A 20,199-nucleotide genomic window follows, 5' to 3' on the forward strand; every position below is an offset into this window, starting at 1 on the left:
GAAGCAAGCCCTGAACTGCACACCATGTTCGAAGAACGGTATGGGTCTCAAACTGAGACAGAGGAGAAAAGCTAATCCCTCCTCCGAGGATCACCCTACTGTTTTACACAAACTTATTGACGGTACCATACTAAAATCAAAACTAGTATTTATACTGTTTAATAAACTTATATTTAAATTTTTTTCATTAATTTTTTCTAATGTCGGGGGAAAACCTGAGCTATTAAAGTCTTTATACAGTCTCTCGAAAGTTTGTTTAATAAGATTTGGGTCCATTTCTTTAGTTAGAACTTTTATTAAAAAACCAGCGCATCCATAGTGTCCAAGTTCTACGGATTTTATTATTGATAGTATTAATACCTGTGTAACTACAGTCTTCTCCTGTCTTTTGTTATCTTGATCATCTAATAAAACATCGGTTTTCATCACATCAGCTAACCTTGTGTTTAAATCGGGGTTATGAGACAGTTTTGTATTTCGAGCCATGTTCAATAAGTGGTTGGTCATATCTGTTAACATTTTAAGATTGTTTTTTTCAATTGCTAGTAACTTCGCTGAGATTAACAAACTAATTAAATCAGAAGTTCTTATAAAAATTGAAGATTGTTGTTCTTGTTTGAACACTAGACTCATTAATTTTCTGACTTTAGAACTGTCATCTTTTTCTAGTATGACTAAACTCTCGTATATATTTTTAAAATACTCATCGATTAAATGGTTATTCTGCTTTGTTACATATTCTTCTACATGTAATGCATCACTATGTCCATCCCTCACGTGCTTCTCACTTTTTTTTAATTGTATTACGTTAGGAGCCAACCGAGAAAGAGAATTAATAATTAAGTTAATGTTGTTGTATGACTTGTCTTCACTAGCGTATTTTAATAAAAGAACATTTTTTTTAAGTACAGAAGCGTAAAAATTATAGTAAGAATTATTGTACACAGAAACAAGTTTTTCTAAATAAGATGCATTAAAATTTTCAACACACTCCACTATAGCTTCATTATGTTCGTTGAAAGATTTTTCGAAATCCAACGATAAATTATATTTTAACTTTGAAATCATTATTTGATAAACTATTTCAACATTCAAAGACATTAATTTTAATTTTTCTTCTATTTCTGAAGTTGACGAGTAATTATGCTGAATATAAGTCTCTAAAATTGTTGATTCAGAAATTTCCTCCATCTTTTCAAGGCTATTCTTTGCTCTTTTTTTTGCCTTATGGAACTTTTTGGAGCTTTTATTAATTACGCTAAATAAATTAATCGATCCTAGCATTTTAATATAGGCTACGACCAGCACTATTAACCATATAAAAGTTAAAATCATTAACAAAACAGAGTTTTGATAATAATCATAACGATCTAAAACAACTAGCACGATTAAAAGTAATGACAACAATAAATAAACTATATTCATTAAAGAAACACTAGTTTTCAAAGTAGAGTATGAAATATCTTTTCTTTCTCTGTAAGCGAATATGTATATTGTTAAACTCAAAGGTAAAACAATACGAATCAAAAAGAAAAGATCTTCTACTGGATCTATACTTGGGCTTGTTGTTAGTAAAATTTGAAAAAATAAGGACATATAAAACCTCCAAAAAAGGTGACTATAATTTAGTCACCTTTTCTAAAATAATTCTCTTTAAAGTATTTAGAGATTCGATCTACTGGTATGGGCGTATTTGTATACACAAATTCTGGAAGGTCCCCTCGAATATCTTTCCAAGGTTTTTCTCTATGAGTTTTCTCTTCTAGTTCTTTTCCAGAGAAATTTTTCATCAAACTCCATATATCGTCTAAAAATTCTGTTACCTCATCACTTAATTGAGGAGCATCTACATCACTAGGAGGTATATCTCGAAAATTGTATTTTTTGTATTCTTGGTAAACAGAGGGTACTACCGGTCCGTGTACCCAAGCCTCAATTCTGTCTTCAAATAGTTCTTGCTCATTAATTGCATGGTGAAAACCTTGAGCATAGTAAAGTAACTTTTGTAATTTGAGATTACTCACGCTAGTTTCAGTACCGGGATTGCTTAACTTAATGAAGTATGAAGCAACATCTTTCACATTAGTCTTTTCAATTTCATTCAAGGTCCGCATAAAATCCCTCCTCTTCTAGTAAATCTATTCCCTCAAATTTATCTAATTAATCTCTCTTGCTTATAAAAGATACGTGATTATTAAGTAAAACAATAACATACCTGGCGTCCTTAAACCATCAGGAATTTTCGTTTTTGCACATGTTGATATCGATCAATCTCTTGAGTCTAATTAATAGTTCTTGGTCTTCTTGGAAATAAAATAATCTTTCCTTATAGGAGAGGCTAAGATGCTATAATTCGTGCTTCATTTCTTGATAAATACTAACCCCCAATGGGGTAAGATTATCAACTTCTCCAGAATCAACGATAGGAAGCTTGCTCTCTACATAATCGCGCGTGCGAGGCTCTAATGTATGTAGCTGTGATCGAGGTACTCTGCGGAAGGTCATTACTGAGGGGTAGTCTAAGAGGATAACGCGATCGTCGTCTTTTGGTATAGTAAAAAGTAATGTGATCTCGCCCTAGTCTGGATATGATAAGGGATAACCGAAACCTGAATCTCGCTCTGTTTGCATGAATTCACCTCCTCGATATAAGTTCTTTTTGATTATACTATAATGCTCAGGCGATTGTTTATTTATTATTCAAATTATGTATCCCCTCCCGTGAAGGTAGTGCTTCAATAATTTTTTCTGGACGCTATTGTATATAGAATTTAATCCGTTCTTCGTCTATTTTCTCGAAAGTTATATCTTTGAAGTCCATATCCCTAAACCCTTGAAATGCTTTACTGAAACCTATTTCTAATGAACTTTTATGAATCCCTTCTTCTCTCACTCGAGAGATTATAGACTCTCTTGTTTTTTCATCTTGAGAAAATTCACTAATGAAAGTCTCATATTGTTCATGAGGTAATTGCTCTTTTAACCGACTATGATCGAATCTCACGCTTACCCCTCCCACCCTACAAATTCGACGTAAGCAGAGAGTGTCCTTCACAGAAGATAAGAAGAATGAATAATGTTCGATATTTACAGACCGAACATTTGTTTAGCTGAAGCGATAGTTAGAGATTTCACTAATTCAATCGGCAAATCGTCGAGTTTAGATCCTTGCTCCTTAGCCTTTCGTTCAGCCATTTCGACAGCTTTGTCATTTCGCAACGTTTCCAGTAAATCATGACCTTCCCATGTGATTGATTTAACGAAATACCATTCTGCATTATCTCCAGGGTATTCAATGTGAAGATTGATCAAATCAGCATCATCCAGCAATACCAAGTGATATTTTATTTTTTCAGCTGGATAAGCATCCAGTTGATTGAAATTTAATTCGAGGGCTTCGTTGCTCTCTTGAGATTTTTCGATTTTTTCCAGCACATACTTAATTATCTGGATATCTTTTTTCACATTTATCCCCTCCTGTCTAAGATTTCAACATAAGGGAACATTTTCCTTTTCTTTCAGCGGATGAGATTACCGAACTGATAACCTGAAGCTTTTTTGAACAGAACTTCCCCTTCTTTACTCCAATACTGCGTAACTTCCTTTAATGGAGCCTCGTTACCATCGCCCTCAGTTACTACAACTTTCAACAACTCCACGACTCGAGCTTTTCTGCGATTGGAGTTTTCCATGTTTATACCTCCTAACTCATTTCCTCAAGATATTTCTTACTAGCTACGTCCATAGAAATAAAATAAGTAGTTACTTCTATAAGTTTTTTTAAATCTTCAATATCCTTGCCTTCCCACTTCCTTTGATAATGCGCTTCATCATTACCAATCCAAGTAGCCCGCTTAGCAATTTCTTTAATATTTTCATTCTCCAGAGTATTTATACATTGCCCTAATGGCCTCGCTAATATAGATGTCTCATCATCTTTATTCAGGAAAATCAAATAGTCTTTCACTAAGAATTCTATAGCTTTCCTATAACCAATCCCAGAAATTAAGGTAAGCATTTTCTGTTCTGCAAAATAAGCTTCATTGTAAATTTCAATAAAGTTCTCCGATACACTGTTAATTTCGTCGCTGAATTCTTTTTTTGTTGGTTCTAAAGGAGCGTTGTTGACAAACTCAAACACATTTTTTTGTGTTCTTCTAAAATAACCAATTATAAGACTTCTACATTCTACGTTCGTGCATTGAAAAACCAATTCCAATACATTTGAAGATGAATTATCATAACCATCAATAAAAACCCCGGAAATATAAGTAGGGTCAACATTTTTGTGGCACAGTCCACATTCACTAGGGAACATGTCAACATTAATTCCGTGACGTTTTCCACTAGTCGGTATTTCTACATTTCTAGACATACAAACCCTCTCCTTTGCTATTCTCCTCACTTCACTCTATCAATAAACGTTAAATTTTCGAAATAAAAAAACAACTCGAAGGTAGTGACTTTAGTTTACTGTTTAACTAAAGAGCGTCACAGTAACGGCGCAGAATACAGTTACTGGAAATAAATTTGCTTTTTCAGAGAAATAAAAACGAAGATCTCCTCCTTTTTTTGGAGCAGGTCGTCTCAAAAATAACGGTACAAATTTTATTCAAAGATAGATTATTTTTTTACATTTGTACTATATAAAAATGAAAAGAAATTAAAACGCACCACCCTGACATCTTGGTTAACCGTATGATTTTGAAAAGGAGGAATGATGGCATGGGGTATTATTATAAAAAACGGGGAGAACTGTCCTTTCTCTTGTTGCTGGATTTTGGGCGTGATGGACACAGCAAACGGATACGATTTACGAAAACAATTAAAATCAATGATGATGCACTACTCAAAACGACTAGGAAGCTGGATCAATACCTGCAGAAAGAGCTTGCTAAGTTTGAAATAGAGGTAAAAGCCGGGGGGTATATCGCCCCTGAAAAGAACCGGTTTGAGGACTTTGTGAAGGAGTGGCGAGAACGATATGCCCTGCATAACTATTTTCCCTCTATCGTTAAAAGCTATGACAGTTACCTGCGTAATCATATATTGCCAGCGTTTGACCATAAACGTATAGGCGAGATCAAAACGATAGAAATTATACGCTTTCTGGACGATAAGCTGAAAGGGGACCAGGAACGTAAAGACGGGCGAAATGGTAATTTATCTCCTGGCACGGTCCGTAAATTTCACGAGACCCTGGCCAGTATCTTCAAACGGGCGATGGTACAGAAAGTAATTAGTTAAAATTTGATGTCCGGGGTCAGCAAACCGACCACAAAGAAAAAAGAAATGGCCTATTACAGTAGTGAAGATCTCGGTGATGTGATCCATGCCTTGAATAAAGAAACATTGATGTGAGGGGTGTACTTTCTTAGAGCATTGTTTGGAGGACTCCGACAGGGTGATCTCACAGCCTTGGAATGGGAGCATATATCTTTTGATACCAATGAAATAGATTTGAAAAACAATATTCTCAGCACCAATTAAGGGAAGGCAGTCGTAAAGGATCCAAAGACGTTATCCTCTAAGGCGAGTGTGGTGATGCCGGACTGGTACATGGAGTTACTGAAAGATTACGAAAAGGAATGGAAACGCGAGAAATTGAAAGCTGGGAAGTTATGGGAAGGAGGATTTCACGAGTATCTGTTTCATAGCGGAACAGGCAAACCGTTCTATTTCACCACTCCTACGACGAAGTAGCGGCGATTTATCGAGAAGCATGATTTAAAGAAGATACGTCCGCACAATCTTCGTCATTCGATGGTGGCTCTCTTAATGGAAGAAGAGAACGTGAACCTTCCGGCTATCCAACGAAGAGCCAGACATTCCAGTTCAAGAATCGCCGCTGATGTATATGGTCACATATCGAAAAAACGAAAAAAAAACAGACAGCTGATCAGTTTAATAAACTCGACCCTCTCAAAAAATTCGCCAACAAGTCGCCAACAAGTCGATGATTTTCCGCCGTTACCAAACATCTCCCCATAACAAAAACCCCTTGCATAGCAAGGGGTTACATAGTGGAGCATAGCGGGCTCGAACCGCTGACCTCTTGTCTGCCAGACAAGCGCTCTCCCAACTGAGCTAATGCCCCGTAGTTAAAATCCGACAATAATTATTATAACCAACCCTCTTCCATTTAACAAGAGGAAATTTTTATTTTTCACCTATAAAGGACATATGTCCTTTATCATAATGGTTAAATGTTATTTACTGTTATAAGATAAGAAGGAGGAACGTTTTATGAAAGGTATTCTGTTTGCAGTCATCGCAGGCTTAAGCATTACGATGCAGGGAGTCTTCAATTCCAGTATGAATCAGGTGATCAGCGGCTGGCATACGACAGTCATCGTCCACCTCGTAGGCTTTGTAATCGCCCTTACGTTCTATTTAACTGTAAGGGACGGGGACATACGCCGGCTTCCTTCCGTCCGCCCTCTTTATATCACCGGCGGCACGTTCGGAGTAGTCGTCATTTTTTCGGAACTTTACGCTTTCAATGAGCTCGGGCCCGCTTCGGCTATAGCGATTCTTCTCGTAGCGCAGCTGCTTACGGCTTTCATCGTGGAGCTGAAAGGCTGGTTCGAGGAAAAGAAAATAGAAGTGAAAGGGTATCAGCTTCTCGGCGTCGCCTTAATGATCACGGGCGTCGTTTTATTCAAACTGTAAAGGAGCATTCATGGTGAGAAAATTGTCCGATCCCTCCCTTATCCGGGAGTACGCAACTGCATTCGACTTCGACAACATTTTTTCCTCCGCTTCTTTTGATGCGCTGGAACTGTACGAAATGAAACAGGGAGAAGTGCTGTGGGAGAAGAATGATACGCTCGACCATCTGTATTTTCTCGTCGACGGAAAAATAAAAATCTACACCAGTTCGGCAGAAGGGAAAGGTCTCATACTCCGCTTCAAAAACCCTCTTGCTGTCATCGGGGATGTCGAGTACGTAAAAGGGACGGACGTCTTCCATACGGTCGAAGCCGTAACGGACGGGCACCTTATGAAGATCCCCTTCGCCAGGCTCAGACAGGAAGAAAAGGAAAACACGGCGTTTCTCCATTTTCTCCTGGAAGTCATCACCCACAAGTTTTATACAGAAGCCCACGCCTCCACTCTTAACATGCTTTACAATACGGACGTCCGTCTGGCGAGCTACCTCTTAAGCCTCACCGATGACGGGAAAGGTTCGCTCTTCCATGAAGAGATGCGTCCGGAAACGCTGAAAGAGACAGCGGAAGTCATCGGTACCAGTTACCGCCACCTGAACAGGGTGCTGCGTGACTTTGAAGACGAAGGGATTCTTGAAAAACATAGAGGCATCATCAAAATCACCGATATCAATGCCCTTCGCAACAAAGCAGAAGGAAACATTTATGAATAAGGAGCTGTTTTTTTGACAGGTATATTTTTCTCTATTCTCGCCGGAATCATGATCAGTACACAAAATATATTCAACACCCGTATGAGCGGTAAAATCGGCTCGTGGGGATCGACGACCGTCGTTCTCGGGCTCGGGCTCATCGCTTCGCTACTCGTATTTACAATTGTCGAGGATACTCCTCTTTTTGCTTTAAGCGGCATCAATCCGATTTTCCTTTTGAGCGGCGTATTCGGGGTGACGCTCGTCTACTGCCTGATGCGGGGAATGGCTATTCTCGGGCCGGCCTATACGGTATCGATCACGATGGTCTCCCAGCTTGCCGTCGCTTCCACCATCGATACGTTCGGACTGTTTCACTTCGAACCGGTGCCGTTCACCTGGACGAAGGCTCTCGGTCTCTCCATCCTTATGGCAGGTATCCTCATCTTCAAACTCGGGCACCGGATCCCCGCTCTTCACAGACAGGAGAAACCGAAACAAACCTATGCACAGGAAGCGAAGTGACCACACTACGCTTCCTGTTTTTCTTTAGAGAGAAGCCCGCGCTCCACGCAGGTTTCAAGCAGCAGTTCCTTATAGCCCGCTTCCTCAAAGTGAATGACGATAAGTCCGTCTTTGTATTCCATAACGGTGCCCCGCCCGAACGCCTGATGAACCACTTTCGTTCCCGGATCCATCCCTTCAAGTGCCGATGTATCCACACGGTTCGCGGCTTCCCGGTGATTCGTTTTTTTCGTGGAACCCGCAATGGTACGCACGTTGTGCAGAAATGTGGATTCCTTCACCCGCTCTTTCCCGAGGTAGTGGTACGTCAACAGCTCAAGACGGACCCGGGCTCTGGTCATCCCGACGTAAAACAGGCGTGCCGCTTCTTCCATCGCTTCCCTCTCCCCGTCCCGGTAATCCTCAATGTCGTCATTGGAAGGAATGATACCGTCCACGAGATCGATCATGTAAACGGCATCGAACTCAAGCCCCTTGGCACTGTGAAACGTCGTAAGCGTAAGAGAACTCTCTCTTACGTGGGCGTTCTTCACAATCTCCTCAAGCTCTTTCAGACGGAAAGCGAAATCTTTCAGAGTATCACAACTCTCGGCAATACGGATGAGTACATCAAGGGTGCCGAAAAGCTGATCCGCACGGAACCCGAACTTGTCCACCATCTTCCGTAATACGCGGTCGTATCCGAGTTTTTCCCTGATCGTCACTATCGCCTCGTCAGGCCTCATATTGTTGATGTCCTGGAAGGTCTGTTTCGCTTTCGGGACCGCTTTCTTCTGATACTCCTGAATATCGAGCTGCAGCAGCTGATCGAACAGAGACCCCTTCGTGCTTCTTCCTTTCAACAGGTCCATCTGTTTCTTCGAAATATACGCATTGAATTTCGTATGGATTCTTTCCAGAATATCGATTCTGCTGTCGTTGTAGGAGAAACGGAGAAAATTCAGAATGTCCTCGACGATCCAGTGTCTGAAGAATTTAGCTTCCGAGTCTTTCATGTAGAAATCGATGCCGGCCCGGTCCAGCTGATCGACGAGCGGGATGACGGAAGCGTGATTGCGGTACAGGACCGCCGTCTCCTCCCGGCCTCTCCCCTGTATTTGCTGTACCACGTAGTCGAGCTGCTTCTCGTCATTCTGGAAAGCATGGATCTCCACGTCCTGCATAGATCCGTTCGGGGTAGTCATCTCTTTTTCGTAACGGTCGATATTCCGCTTAATGAACCGGTTGGCTACGTGAACGATTTCTTCGGAGGAACGGTAATTCTCCGTCATCGTAAGGACGGTCGCTTCCGGGTACGTCTCTTTGAACTGCAGCAGTTTATCGACTTCCGCTCCGCGCCACCCGAAAATCGACTGATCATCATCGGCGACGAGACAGAGATTATTCGAAGGGGCCGCCAGCATCTCAACGATTTCATGCTGGACGATGGAATTGTCCTGACTTTCATCGGTGAGGACGTAATCGAATTGCTGCTGATAAACAGAAAGGACATCCGGGTTTTCTCTCAGTATCTCGTGACAGAACGTAAGCATATCGTCGAAATCGAGAAGAGTGACCTCCGCTTCCGACTGCTTGAACGATTCATACGCCTGGAATACTTCCGAGGCGGCTTTCGCCTGGCACGGGACCCGCTCCAGTTCTCTTCCCTCAAGCATCCTGTTCTTCACGAGACTGATGTAACTCATCAGATCCTCCATCTCCTCCTCGGTCGCCTGCGTCCCGTTCACATCCTCATACACTTTTTTCAGAATGAACGTCTTCTGAAGAGGGAGACCGCCCGGCAGCCGGCCTTTCTGTCCTCCCCCTTCAATCAGCTGGTAAGGGATATTCTCTTTTCTCATAAACTCCCGCACTACTTTGTAGGCGAAACTGTGGATGGTGGAAAACGGTACTTTCACGCTGCTCCAGCCGGAGAAATAGTCGTCGAAACGCCGGGACATATCACGGGCGGAAGCTTTACTGAACGTAACTGCCATAATCCTTTCCGGTGCCACCTTCTTCTCGAACAGCAGATAGGCGATTTTCATGTTAAGCGTAGTCGTCTTTCCGGACCCCGGTGACGCCAGCAGAAGAAGAGGACCTTCCGTATGAAGGACCGCCTGCTTCTGGGAATCATTCAATTCTATTCCTGTTTCTGTACTCATCCTGTTGAAAAATGTTTCAGACATACCGTTTCTCCTTTATTTTCTGCATTTGAAAAATGACTTCTCCGACACTCACTATCGTCTATCATATCACGTCCCGGGAACGGAGATATACCATAGGACCCGCTCCTTTTCCCTGTACCACTATCCGTTTAGATTCCCGTGGAGACGGGAAGGAAAAATGTAGTTATCACCTTTATTCCAATGACAAGGTGCTATTTCTTTAAAAGTTGACTACCGATTATGCGCAGAAATAATTCCCGAAGGAGGAATATTATACTATGAGTAAAACGATTTTTATTACCGGAGCCGGTACGGGCCTTGGAAAAGGTACGGCTATCGGTCTCGCGAAAAAAGGACATCACGTCATTGCCGCCGTTGAAATCATGGCCCAGATTACGAGTCTCCGGGAAGAAGCCGAAGCAGCAGGTGTCACCCTCGAAGTGATCAAACTGGATATCAAGAATGAACGGGATCAGCAGCTGATAGACGAATACGACTATGACATTTTCGTTGCCAACGCGGCTATCGGCGAAGGTGGACCGATTGCCGAAATACCGGTAGACCGGGTCCGCGATATTTTTGAGACGAACGTATTCAGTACGCTTGAAAATGCGCAGATCGCCGCCAACAAATTCATGAAGAAAGAAAAGGGGAAAATCATTTTCCTCAGCTCCGTCGCCGGTCTGGTAGGAATGCCTTACCTCGCAGCTTACGCTTCCTCCAAACACGCAATCGAAGCGTTTGCCAAGGCTATGAAAACGGAGCTTGAAGAATTCAACGTACAGGTTGCTACCATCAATCCAGGACCGTATAACACCGGGTTCAACGACCGCATGTTTGAAGAGAAATGGAAATGGTACAATCCTAAAGAGAACCTGACTCCCGAAAAATCCATGAGTAACATGGAACAGCTGCTCGACAATCAGTACGACCCTGAAGATATGATCGCAAAAATGGTCGAAGTGATCGAAGCGGATCATCACGCCTTCCGTACGGCTTACCCTCAGGAGATCGAAGACCAGATGAAAGACGAAGAACAGAAATCCTGGGACGCGCGTGTTTAAAACGTAGTTTTCCAGAGACTGGAGCCGAAGAATATTTTTCGGCTCCAGTTTTTTTAAGTTCTTTTATCAGAGTCCCCCCGTTCCTCCTCTTTTTCTTTATTTAACTTCTCCGTCCGAATTTTTCTTTCCAGGAAGAGAAATCTCGGGTATGGTTAAATAAGTAAAACATAGTCTTATGCTGACAAAATTGCCTCTCTCAGCCGGAGACTTTAAATACAAAGGAGTTTGAGAAACGATTATGGCCTACGTATTACTGCTCGCCGGGTTCGGATTATTGATTAAGGGAGCCGATTTCTTCGTTGACGGATCTTCGAACATTGCCAGACTTCTCCGCGTCCCGCCTATTCTGATAGGGCTTACGATTGTAGCGTTCGGCACGAGTTCTCCGGAGGCGACCGTCAGTATCATCGCCGCTTTACAGGAAAATGCTGAAGTGTCTCTCGGGAACGTGGTCGGCAGTAACATTTTCAACGTTACGTTAGTGGTCGGAGCAGCGGCTTTCCTTTACCCGTTGGCGGTGGAGAGTTCGACGGTCAAAAAGGAAATCCCCTTCACTTTACTCGCCAGTGTAGCACTGCTCGTCCTTATCAGCGATGTGTTACTTCAGGGATTCAACGATAACCTGCTGACACGCAGTGACGGTATTATCTTTCTATTGTTCCTCTCCATTTTTATGTACTACGTGATCGAAATCGGGTTGAAAAGCCGGAAAGATACGAAGGAGGAGGCTCCAGGAGCGGACGTCACGTGGGGCAAAAATATCCTCCTCGCGTTAGCCGGTCTGGCAGCGATCATCTTCGGCGGAAATCTGGTAGTGGATAACGGCACAGAAATCGCCTATGCCCTCGGGATGAGTGAAACATTAGTCGGTTTGACGATTATCGCTATCGGAACCTCCCTGCCTGAGCTGGTCACCTCCATCTCTGCCGCACTGAAGAAAGAAAGCGGAATTGCTCTTGGAAACATTGTAGGAAGTAACATCTTCAATATCTGGTTCGTCCTCGGTGCTTCAGCCGTAATTACACCTTTGCCTGTAGGCGGCAAGATATTCACTGATGTCCTGATCATGATCGTACTGAGCGTATTACTGTTCGTATTTTCGAGGAGTAATTATACAATCGGGAGACGGGAAGGTCTTTTTCTTATAGTGATGTATGTCGCTTATTTCGTTTATATCATATTGAGAAACTAAAAAAGCAGGGGCCTCCTGCTTTTTTAGTTCAATTTCCGGGCTTTCCATTCTCTTGAGTCACCTTTTTCAAAAGATACACTTGCCTTCCCCCATACAATCCAAATCCTAAAATAACTAAACTATAACTTAACCAATGAAGAAACGTTTTGAGAGCGGGATATAGAAGATACATTGACATTCCTATCATCACCAGTACCCATACTATCCTGCTAACAATGTTCGCTTTCTCATTTTTAAACATAGCATTTCTCCTTAAGAACAAGTGCTTACTTGTGATTTTAACATTTCTACAAATGTCGCTACACAACCATCATTTAAGTCGTTATGTAATAAAGAGAGCTACCTATTCTTGTTTCCTCTAAGTCCAAGTGTAAAAGATTAAGGAGCTTGTGTATTTTTTATGCTGAATTTTTCTGATACCCCAACAAATATTGTAGAGCCTAAAGAATAGAAAAAAGCTCAAGCAATGTTTCAACTTGAGCCAAACGATATAATTTATTATTTTTTTACCAGCCACGTCACACATTCTATGTGATTCGTCTGCGGGAACTGATCCACCGGCTGAACTTCCTGCGTTTCATACCCGCCGTCTTCAAGAATGCGCAAGTCTCGGGCTAAGGTAGAAGGGTTACAGGAAACGTAGACGATCCGCTCCGGCTCCATCTCAAGCATCGAGGCAAGGAGTGCTTCGTCACACCCTTTTCTCGGGGGATCGACGACGATGACGTCCGGACGGAGTCCCTGGCCGCGCCACCATGGCATCACTTCTTCCGTTTTCCCTTTATAGAACTCGACGTTATCGATGTGATTGAGACGGGCGTTCTTCTTCGCATCTTTCACTGCTTCGCCGACGACTTCCACTCCGTACACTTTCTTCGCGGCCTTCGCCATGAACAGGGAAATCGTACCGATGCCGCAGTAGGCGTCAACAACTGTCTCTCCGCCCCGCAGGTCCGCATACTCCAGCGCTTTGTCATACAGCGTTTTCGTCTGGGTCGGGTTGACCTGATAGAACGATTGTGCAGAAATCATGAAGCGTATGTCTCCGATGGAATCATAAATATACTCATCTCCATACACGACGGTCGTCTCTTTTCCGAGAATGACGTTCGTCTTCTCCCGGTTCACGTTGTGTACGATCGACTTCACTCCCGGGTACGCTTCTTTAATCTGTTCGATCAGTTCGTCCTTGTTCGGCAGTTCCTTCGTCCGGGTGATAAGGACGACCATGATATCACCGGTGACCTGGCCGGTCCGGACCATGATATGACGCAATACCCCTCGATGAGATTCCTCATCATAGGCTTCGATGCCGAGATCCGTCGCGATTCTACGGACGGCTACCACCATTCCGTCGTTCGTTTCGTCCTGGATCAGGCACGACTCCATATCGATGATGTTGTGGCTCCGCTTCTGATAGAACCCGGTTTTCAATTCTCCGTTTTCTTTTTCGCCGACAGGAATCTGGATCTTATTCCGGTATCTCCACGGCTCCTCCATACCGATCGGTTCGTGGACAGGAACGTGTTCCAGATGACCGATTTTCTTCATGACGTTTTCGACCTGATTCTTTTTCATCGTAAGCTGACGGCTGTAGCTCATATGCTGAAGCTGGCAGCCGCCACACTGGTAATAGACGGGACACGGGGGCGTAACCCGGTCTCCGCTCTCTTCTTCCACATCCATAAGTTTTCCGAACCCGAAATTCTTTTTCACTTTGACCACTTTCACCCGGGCTTTTTCTCCCGGCAGGCCATACGGGACGAATAGCGGGTACCCGTCCACCTTTCCTACCCCGTTCCCTTCATGGGTAAGGTCTTCGAACGTCACAGTAATGGTCTCGTTTTTCTGCACGGGCGGTGTCTGTTTCGGCATAATGATCCTCCTCTCTCTGTTTCATTGATTTTCTGAAGATACAAGGCCATATACATAAGTAGAACTACGTTCGATACCATAGGGCTACTTATGTATATGAAGCCGTAAGGAAGCACCGTTTCATTTGCAGAAGCGGCTACTTCCCTTTAGCTTCAGGTATAAAAAATTCAATATGACGGTACAGGTTGGTGAATTCTCCCGGGAGCAGCCCTCCATATTCTCCGTCAATATTCAAATGCATTTTCTCCTTTGTCTTCACGCTTATCCGCGCAGCCGTCATGTGGAGGAATTTCGGATGATTAAGATGGGTCCCCTGGATGGCCATAGTTGCGAGACGGATGAATTCCGCGACGTTCATCTTCTCGATGATCATAAGATTGAACACGCCGTCATCCATTTTCGCTTCCGGCGCAAGTTTCTCAAGCCCCCCGACGGAATTCGTATTAGAAACGAGAAAGAGCATAATCTCCCCTTCATACACCTTGCCGTCGTAATCGATTTCGACATAGGTCGGACGTATCGAAGGCAGCATCTCCATCCCTTTCAGATAGTAAGCCAGCTGACCGAGCATCGTTTTCATCTTGCTCGGAACTTCATACGTCAGCTCGGTGATTTTACCGCCGCCGGCGATGTTGATGAAATACTTATTATTCACCCGTCCGATATCGAGCGCGGACACTTCATTGCGCAGGATAACATCGAGTGCTTTATTGATATCGTTGCGGGGGATGCGGAGAGCACGCGCAAAATCGTTCGTCGTTCCGGTCGGGATGATCCCGACTCTCGGACGATGCGGCTGTTCGGCCAGTCCCGCTATGACTTCATTGATCGTACCGTCGCCTCCGGCGGCCACTACGATATCAAACTTCCGTTCCGAAGCGATCCTTGCGGCTTTGATCGCGTCCCCGGCACAAGTCGTTGCGTGGGTGGACGTTTCATAACCGTCCTGTTCGAGACGTTTCAGAATGTCCGGGAGCATCTTTCTGATCAATTCTCTTCCGGAGGTCGGATTATATATGATTCGGGCCCGTTGCATCAAAATCTCCTCCATCTTATCGTTCGTATTTTCAGAGAGAAAAGCACGCATCCCCTGCGCGCCCTCCCTCTTTACCTTTTGCTGATTTCTTCGATCAGCAGTTCATTGACCATCTTCGGATTCGCCTGCCCTTTCGTTTCTTTCATAATCTGGCCGACGAGGAAACCGATAGCTTTGTCTTTCCCATTCTTATAATCGGTGATCGACTGTTCGTTCTGATCAAGAATATTCGTTACGATATCACGAAGCTGTCCTTCGTCGGAAATCTGGACGAGACCGCGGTCCTTCACGATTTTCTCGGGGTCGCCGCCTTTTTCCACGAGATCCGGCAGGATTTTCTTCGCTATTTTGGAAGAAATTGTCTCTTCTTCCAGAAGTACGGTCAGTTTAGCCAGAGCATCCGGAGTGAGTTCCAGATCCTTCAGTTCTTTCTGCTGCTTGTTCATATACGCAGAAATATCTCCCATCAGCCAGTTGGAAGCCTGCTTGATGTCGCCGCCTTTTTCAAGAGTCTCTTCAAAAAAGTCGGAGAGTTCCTTGTTGTTCGTCAGAACGGCTGCATCGTATTCAGGGAGTCCGAGCTCTTCGATGTACCGTTTCTTACGCGCTTCCGGGAGTTCAGGAATTTCAGCTTTGATGCGTTCTTTCCACGCTTCATCGATGTAAAGAGGGACAAGGTCCGGTTCCGGGAAGTAACGGTAATCGTCCGACCCTTCTTTAATTCGCATAAGAATCGTTTCTTTCGTCTTCTCGTCGAAGCGGCGCGTCTCCTGAAGGATTTCTCCGCCCTGCTTCAGCACTTCTTCCTGACGTTTCTCCTCAAATTCAAGACCTTTCTGCACAAAGGAGAAGGAGTTGAGGTTCTTCAGCTCCGTTTTCACACCGAACTCTTCCTGTCCGACAGGCCGGAGGGAGAGGTTCGCATCACAACGGAGGGACCCCTCTTCCATCTTACAGTCGGAGACGCCAGTATACTGGATGATATTTTTAAGTGCTTCCAGATAAGCGTATGCCTCTTCCGGAGAGCGGATATCCGGTTCCGAAACGATTTCCACCAGTGGCGTACCCTGACGGTTATAGTCTACGAGCGAATATCCGTCGTCTTTATGGGTGAGCTTACCTGCGTCCTCCTCCATATGAAGACGAGTGATGCCGATGCGCTTCTTCTTCCCGTCCACTTCAATATCAATGTACCCGTTCTCTCCGATCGGCTGATCGAACTGGGAAATCTGATACGCTTTCGAGTTATCCGGATAAAAATAGTTTTTCCGGTCGAATTTCGTATGGGAAGCGATATCGCAGTTCAACGCAAGGGCAGCCTTCATCGAATAATTCACCGCTTCTTCGTTCAATACGGGCAGAACGCCCGGGTAACCGAGATCGATCGGGTTCACGTTCGAGTTCGGCTCATCTCCGAACATGTTCGGAGACGGGCTGAAAATTTTCGATTCTGTCTTCAGCTCGACGTGGACTTCAAGTCCAATGACTGTTTCGAAGTTCATTTTGTGTTTCCTCCTAACTCAGGACGCTGCTTATGGTAATTCGTCGCCTGTTCAAAAGCATGAGCTGCACGGTAGACCGTACTCTCATCGAAATGTTTCCCGATGATCTGCAGGCCGATCGGAAGCCCTTTCTCCGAAAAGCCGCATGGAATGGATATTCCCGGCACGCCTGCAAGGTTCACAGGAATCGTGAGGATGTCGTTCGCATACATCGTCAGAGGATTTTCCATCTGCTCTCCTACTTTAAAGGCAGGTGTCGGCGCGGTCGGTCCGATGACGACATCATATTCCTCGAAAATCTTGTCGAAATCGTTTTTGATCAGCGTACGTACCTGCTGGGCTTTTTTATAATACGCATCGTAATATCCGGAACTGAGGGCGAATGTTCCAAGCATAATCCGGCGCTTCACTTCGTCTCCGAAACCTTCGGAACGGGAGTTTTTGAACATATCGATCATCGTTTCCGCATTTTCGGAGCGGCGTCCGTACCGCACGCCGTCGAAGCGGGCCAGGTTGGCCGACGCTTCGGAGGACGCGATCAGGTAGTAGGTGGAGAGCGCATACTTCGAATGAGGAAGAGACACTTCCTCCCATTCTGCTCCGAGTTCTTCATACTTCCTGAGCGCCTGTCTGACGGAAGCTTTCACTTCCTCGTTGACCCCTTCCTGGAAATACTCCTTCGGTACAGCAATCTTCAAATCGCTGATATTTCCGGTCAGTGCTTCTGTATAAGCAGGGACTTCCACGTTTGCTGATGTGGAATCCATTTCGTCATGGCCGGCGATCGTTTCGAGCACGTAAGCATTATCTTCTACGCTTCTTGTAATAGGACCAATCTGGTCAAGCGAAGAAGCGAAGGCGATAAGTCCGAAGCGGGATACCCGGCCGTATGTCGGTTTCAGACCTACGACACCGCAGTAGGAAGCCGGCTGGCGGATCGATCCGCCGGTATCCGTTCCAAGAGAAAACGGCACTTCTCCGGCCGCAACAGCCGCTGCCGAACCGCCGCTCGAACCGCCCGGGACGTGATCGGTGTTCCACGGGTTACGCGTCGCCTGGAAGCTTGAGTTTTCGTTGGAGGATCCCATAGCGAACTCATCCATGTTCAATTTACCGATGGTTACCGCTTTTTCCTTCTGCAGTTTCCTGACAACCGTCGCATCATAAAGCGGATCATCAAGGTTGCTGAGAATCTGACTTGCAGCTGTTGTACGCAGTCCTTTCGTCACGATATTGTCCTTGATTCCGATCGGAAGACCGAAAAGACTTGCACCTTTGTCCCCTGCTTCATCCAGTTCCCTGGCAGCAGCACGGGCATTCTCTTCATCAAGCGTCAGAAACGCCTGAACTTCCCCGTCCACTTCTTCAATTCTGGCGTAGGATTCTTCCACCAGATCAGTGACTGTAATCTCATTATCATTCAGCTTCCGCGTAAGTTCTTTCAATGAATGTTCAAATAAAGACACGAATGGTCCCTCCTATTCCAAAATTGACGGTACTTTGAACTGACCGTCCTGCTGATCCGGTGCGTTTTTGAGCGCATCCTCTTTTTTGATCCACTCTTTCGGTTCGTCTTTTCTCATTACGTTTTTCAGATCGAGCACATGTGTCGTCGGTTCCACTCCTTCGGTATCCAGTTCGTTCAGCTGCTCGGCATAGGTGATGATGTCATCGAGCTGTTTTGTGAACATTTCTGCTTCTTCGTCCGTAACAACAAGGCGGGCCAGGTTCGCCACGTGTTTCACCTGATCTTCACTAATTCTAGACATAACCGTTCCTCCTCTATGGAAATAACATATTTCATTATCATATCAAACATTACTTTTGCATACCACACAACCTCCATAATAGCATAAACCCTCAAAAAATAGGAAGCATCAGCCAAAAGACAGACTTCCGCGCTCAGGGGGTCACTTATAGAATTATTCACAAAAAACAGCATCTCCTTCTGAAACAGAAGAAGATGCTGCATCCTTATTTATCATTTTTTGACAGCTGCATCGAACTCGGCTTCCACTTCAGGTGAAGGCTTGCCGAACATACTGACGACGACGATCAGTATAGTACTGAGAAGGAACCCTGGTACGATTTCGTAAAGGTCGAAGATACCTCCGGAAAGGAAATCTCCCCATACGACCACCGTAACGGCTCCAGCTATAAGACCGGTAACAGCCCCTGCTGTCGTAACACCTCTCCAGAACAGGGAAAGCAGCATAATCGGACCGAATGCAGCACCGAAACCTGCCCACGCATAGGAAACGAGGTCCAGAACAGAGCTTTCCGGGTTCTGAGCGATCAGCACGGCAATAAGAGCAATGCCCGCAACGGCGAAACGACCGATCCATACGAGTTCTTTCTCACTCGCATTACGACGGAAGATCGCTTTGTAGAAGTCCTCTGCAAGCGCTGAAGACGACACGAGCAGTTGAGAGTCAATCGTACTCATAATCGCTGAAAGAATAGCAGCTAACAGAATACCCGAAATGACCGGGTGGAAAAGAATCTGGGAGAGGGAAATGAAAATCTTCTCTCCATCAGCCAGCACCTGCATGCCGCCCTCACTGTTCACGACAGCACCGATCGACTCAAGGGTCGCCTGATCGGCAGCGTTAATGTAGGCAAGACCGAACAGACCGGTGAATACCGCCCCGTACAGGCCTACGATCATCCAGCCCATACCGATGAAGCGGGCTTTCGGCACATCTTTAGCCGAACGGAGGGCCATGAAGCGCACCAGAATGTGGGGCTGACCGAAATAACCGAGACCCCAGGCGAGCGAGGAGATAATCGAGATAGCCCCTACGCCCTGCACCATATTTAAGTAAGACGGATCGATATTCCCTACAGCATCCACAGCGGAACTCCATCCGCCAAGTTCACTGACAGCTACGACCGGTACGGCGATAAGGGCGAGGAACATAAGAATCCCCTGCACAAAGTCCGTCCAGCTTACGGCGAGGAAACCGCCGAGGAACGTATAGGAAATGGTTACAATAGCACCAATCCATAGAGCTGCGGAGTAGCTCAGATCAAAGGACGATTCAAACAGTTTCGCTCCTCCGACCATTCCTGAAGAAGTATAGAAGGTAAAGAATAAAAGGATTACTATTGCGGATACGACACGCAGGATGCGTGATTTGTCGTGAAAACGGTTCTCAAGGTAGTCGGGAATCGTAATGGAGTCGTTCGCAACTTCCGTGTAATTACGAAGACGTCTGGCAACAAACTGCCAGTTCAGATAGGCTCCGATCGAGAGACCTACAGCAAGCCATGCGCCTCCGAATCCTCCGGCGTACACGGCTCCCGGTAATCCGAGCAACAGCCAGCTGCTCATGTCAGATGCCCCGGCACTGAGTGCTGCTACTCCGGGTCCGAGCCGGCGTCCGCCCAATACATAGTCGGACAGGTTACTGGTAAGCCGGTAGGCCGCAAGACCGATTCCGAGCATACCTAAGAGATATACTATAAAAGTTATTAACGTCGCTGTATCCATCT

At 45.0% G+C, this 20,199-nt stretch carries 20 protein-coding genes and 1 tRNA gene; 7 read left to right on the forward strand and 14 right to left on the reverse strand.

All coding sequences use genetic code 11. From position 1 onward, the window contains the following. Window positions 1-90: 90 nt before the first annotated feature. From CKW00_RS12300 to CKW00_RS12320, 6 genes are all read right to left on the reverse strand, one after another. Window positions 91-1,596: a hypothetical protein gene (locus tag CKW00_RS12300; protein WP_095822812.1), complete on the reverse strand. Its 1,506-nt coding sequence runs from the start codon at window positions 1,594-1,596 to the stop codon at window positions 91-93. Window positions 1,597-1,625: 29 nt separating this feature from the next. Continuing rightward, window positions 1,626-2,105 carry a Panacea domain-containing protein gene (locus CKW00_RS12305; protein ID WP_158221316.1) on the reverse strand — a complete coding sequence of 160 codons (480 nt, stop codon included), beginning with the start codon at window positions 2,103-2,105 and terminating at the stop codon, window positions 1,626-1,628. A gap of 650 nt (window positions 2,106-2,755) precedes the next feature. Beyond that, window positions 2,756-3,004: a hypothetical protein gene (locus CKW00_RS12310; RefSeq protein WP_095822814.1), complete on the reverse strand. Its 249-nt coding sequence runs from the start codon at window positions 3,002-3,004 to the stop codon at window positions 2,756-2,758. An 83-nt stretch (window positions 3,005-3,087) separates the two neighbouring features. Continuing rightward, window positions 3,088-3,465: a DUF2513 domain-containing protein gene (locus CKW00_RS12315; RefSeq protein ID WP_158221317.1), complete on the reverse strand. Its 378-nt coding sequence runs from the start codon at window positions 3,463-3,465 to the stop codon at window positions 3,088-3,090. 53 nt (window positions 3,466-3,518) lie between these two features. Next, window positions 3,519-3,692 (reverse strand): hypothetical protein, encoded by a 174-nt coding sequence (locus CKW00_RS13745; RefSeq protein WP_158221318.1) that lies wholly within the window; start codon window positions 3,690-3,692, stop codon window positions 3,519-3,521. Window positions 3,693-3,703: 11 nt separating this feature from the next. Then, window positions 3,704-4,375, reverse strand: coding sequence for a DUF4145 domain-containing protein (locus CKW00_RS12320; protein WP_095822816.1), 672 nt, complete (start codon window positions 4,373-4,375; stop codon window positions 3,704-3,706). A gap of 350 nt (window positions 4,376-4,725) precedes the next feature. On the opposite strand from CKW00_RS12320, the gene CKW00_RS12325 reads away from it, so the two are divergent. Together CKW00_RS12325 and CKW00_RS13750 are read left to right on the forward strand one after the other, a co-directional pair. After that, window positions 4,726-5,247: a tyrosine-type recombinase/integrase gene (locus CKW00_RS12325; RefSeq protein WP_158221319.1), complete on the forward strand. Its 522-nt coding sequence runs from the start codon at window positions 4,726-4,728 to the stop codon at window positions 5,245-5,247. 297 nt (window positions 5,248-5,544) lie between these two features. Next, window positions 5,545-5,703, forward strand: a complete 159-nt coding sequence (locus CKW00_RS13750; RefSeq protein WP_158221320.1) for a hypothetical protein — start codon at window positions 5,545-5,547, stop codon at window positions 5,701-5,703. A 321-nt stretch (window positions 5,704-6,024) separates the two neighbouring features. Here CKW00_RS13750 and CKW00_RS12330 read toward each other — a convergent pair. Further along, window positions 6,025-6,097, reverse strand: a tRNA-Ala gene (locus CKW00_RS12330). 149 nt (window positions 6,098-6,246) lie between these two features. Here CKW00_RS12330 and CKW00_RS12335 point away from each other — a divergent pair. The 3 genes from CKW00_RS12335 to CKW00_RS12345 are packed head-to-tail and all read left to right on the forward strand — an operon-like array spanning window position 6,247 to window position 7,888. Beyond that, entirely contained in the window at window positions 6,247-6,672 is a 426-nt protein-coding gene (locus tag CKW00_RS12335) for a DMT family transporter (RefSeq protein ID WP_095822818.1), read from the forward strand. 13 nt (window positions 6,673-6,685) lie between these two features. Further along, window positions 6,686-7,384 (forward strand): Crp/Fnr family transcriptional regulator, encoded by a 699-nt coding sequence (locus CKW00_RS12340; protein WP_158221321.1) that lies wholly within the window; start codon window positions 6,686-6,688, stop codon window positions 7,382-7,384. Between the two features lie 12 nt (window positions 7,385-7,396). After that, on the forward strand, window positions 7,397-7,888 hold the full coding sequence (locus tag CKW00_RS12345) for a DMT family transporter (protein WP_095822820.1): 492 nt from the start codon (window positions 7,397-7,399) through the stop codon (window positions 7,886-7,888). 5 nt (window positions 7,889-7,893) lie between these two features. Here the strand turns inward: CKW00_RS12345 and CKW00_RS12350 are convergent, their stop codons facing one another. Beyond that, window positions 7,894-10,032, reverse strand: coding sequence for an ATP-dependent helicase (locus CKW00_RS12350; protein ID WP_233129784.1), 2,139 nt, complete (start codon window positions 10,030-10,032; stop codon window positions 7,894-7,896). A gap of 281 nt (window positions 10,033-10,313) precedes the next feature. Here CKW00_RS12350 and CKW00_RS12355 point away from each other — a divergent pair, with 281 nt between their 5' ends. After that, window positions 10,314-11,099: an SDR family oxidoreductase gene (locus CKW00_RS12355; RefSeq protein ID WP_095822822.1), complete on the forward strand. Its 786-nt coding sequence runs from the start codon at window positions 10,314-10,316 to the stop codon at window positions 11,097-11,099. Window positions 11,100-11,337: 238 nt separating this feature from the next. Continuing rightward, the gene (locus CKW00_RS12360) at window positions 11,338-12,291 is read left to right on the forward strand and encodes a calcium/sodium antiporter (protein ID WP_095822823.1); all 954 of its coding nucleotides are present in this window, start codon (window positions 11,338-11,340) and stop codon (window positions 12,289-12,291) included. Between the two features lie 498 nt (window positions 12,292-12,789). On the opposite strand, the gene rlmD is transcribed toward CKW00_RS12360, so the two are convergent. The 6 genes from rlmD to putP form a co-directional block, all read right to left on the reverse strand. Then, window positions 12,790-14,166: a 23S rRNA (uracil(1939)-C(5))-methyltransferase RlmD gene (gene rlmD, locus CKW00_RS12370; RefSeq protein WP_095822825.1), complete on the reverse strand. Its 1,377-nt coding sequence runs from the start codon at window positions 14,164-14,166 to the stop codon at window positions 12,790-12,792. Between the two features lie 136 nt (window positions 14,167-14,302). Then, on the reverse strand, window positions 14,303-15,202 hold the full coding sequence (locus CKW00_RS12375; protein WP_076571440.1) for a diacylglycerol kinase: 900 nt from the start codon (window positions 15,200-15,202) through the stop codon (window positions 14,303-14,305). 71 nt (window positions 15,203-15,273) lie between these two features. Beyond that, window positions 15,274-16,704: an Asp-tRNA(Asn)/Glu-tRNA(Gln) amidotransferase subunit GatB gene (gene gatB, locus CKW00_RS12380; RefSeq protein ID WP_093107684.1), complete on the reverse strand. Its 1,431-nt coding sequence runs from the start codon at window positions 16,702-16,704 to the stop codon at window positions 15,274-15,276. Then, window positions 16,701-18,170: an Asp-tRNA(Asn)/Glu-tRNA(Gln) amidotransferase subunit GatA gene (gene gatA, locus CKW00_RS12385; RefSeq protein WP_008588247.1), complete on the reverse strand. Its 1,470-nt coding sequence runs from the start codon at window positions 18,168-18,170 to the stop codon at window positions 16,701-16,703. The genes gatB and gatA overlap by 4 nt, the downstream gene beginning before the upstream one ends. Window positions 18,171-18,182: 12 nt before the next feature. Next, window positions 18,183-18,473, reverse strand: coding sequence for an Asp-tRNA(Asn)/Glu-tRNA(Gln) amidotransferase subunit GatC (gatC, locus tag CKW00_RS12390; RefSeq protein ID WP_008588245.1), 291 nt, complete (start codon window positions 18,471-18,473; stop codon window positions 18,183-18,185). 212 nt (window positions 18,474-18,685) lie between these two features. Then, entirely contained in the window at window positions 18,686-20,197 is a 1,512-nt protein-coding gene (gene putP / locus CKW00_RS12400; RefSeq protein WP_076571275.1) for a sodium/proline symporter PutP, read from the reverse strand. Window positions 20,198-20,199 lie beyond the last annotated feature (2 nt).

Source organism: Salimicrobium humidisoli, assembly GCF_002295105.1.
GTDB lineage: Bacteria > Bacillota > Bacilli > Bacillales > Halobacillaceae > Salimicrobium > Salimicrobium humidisoli.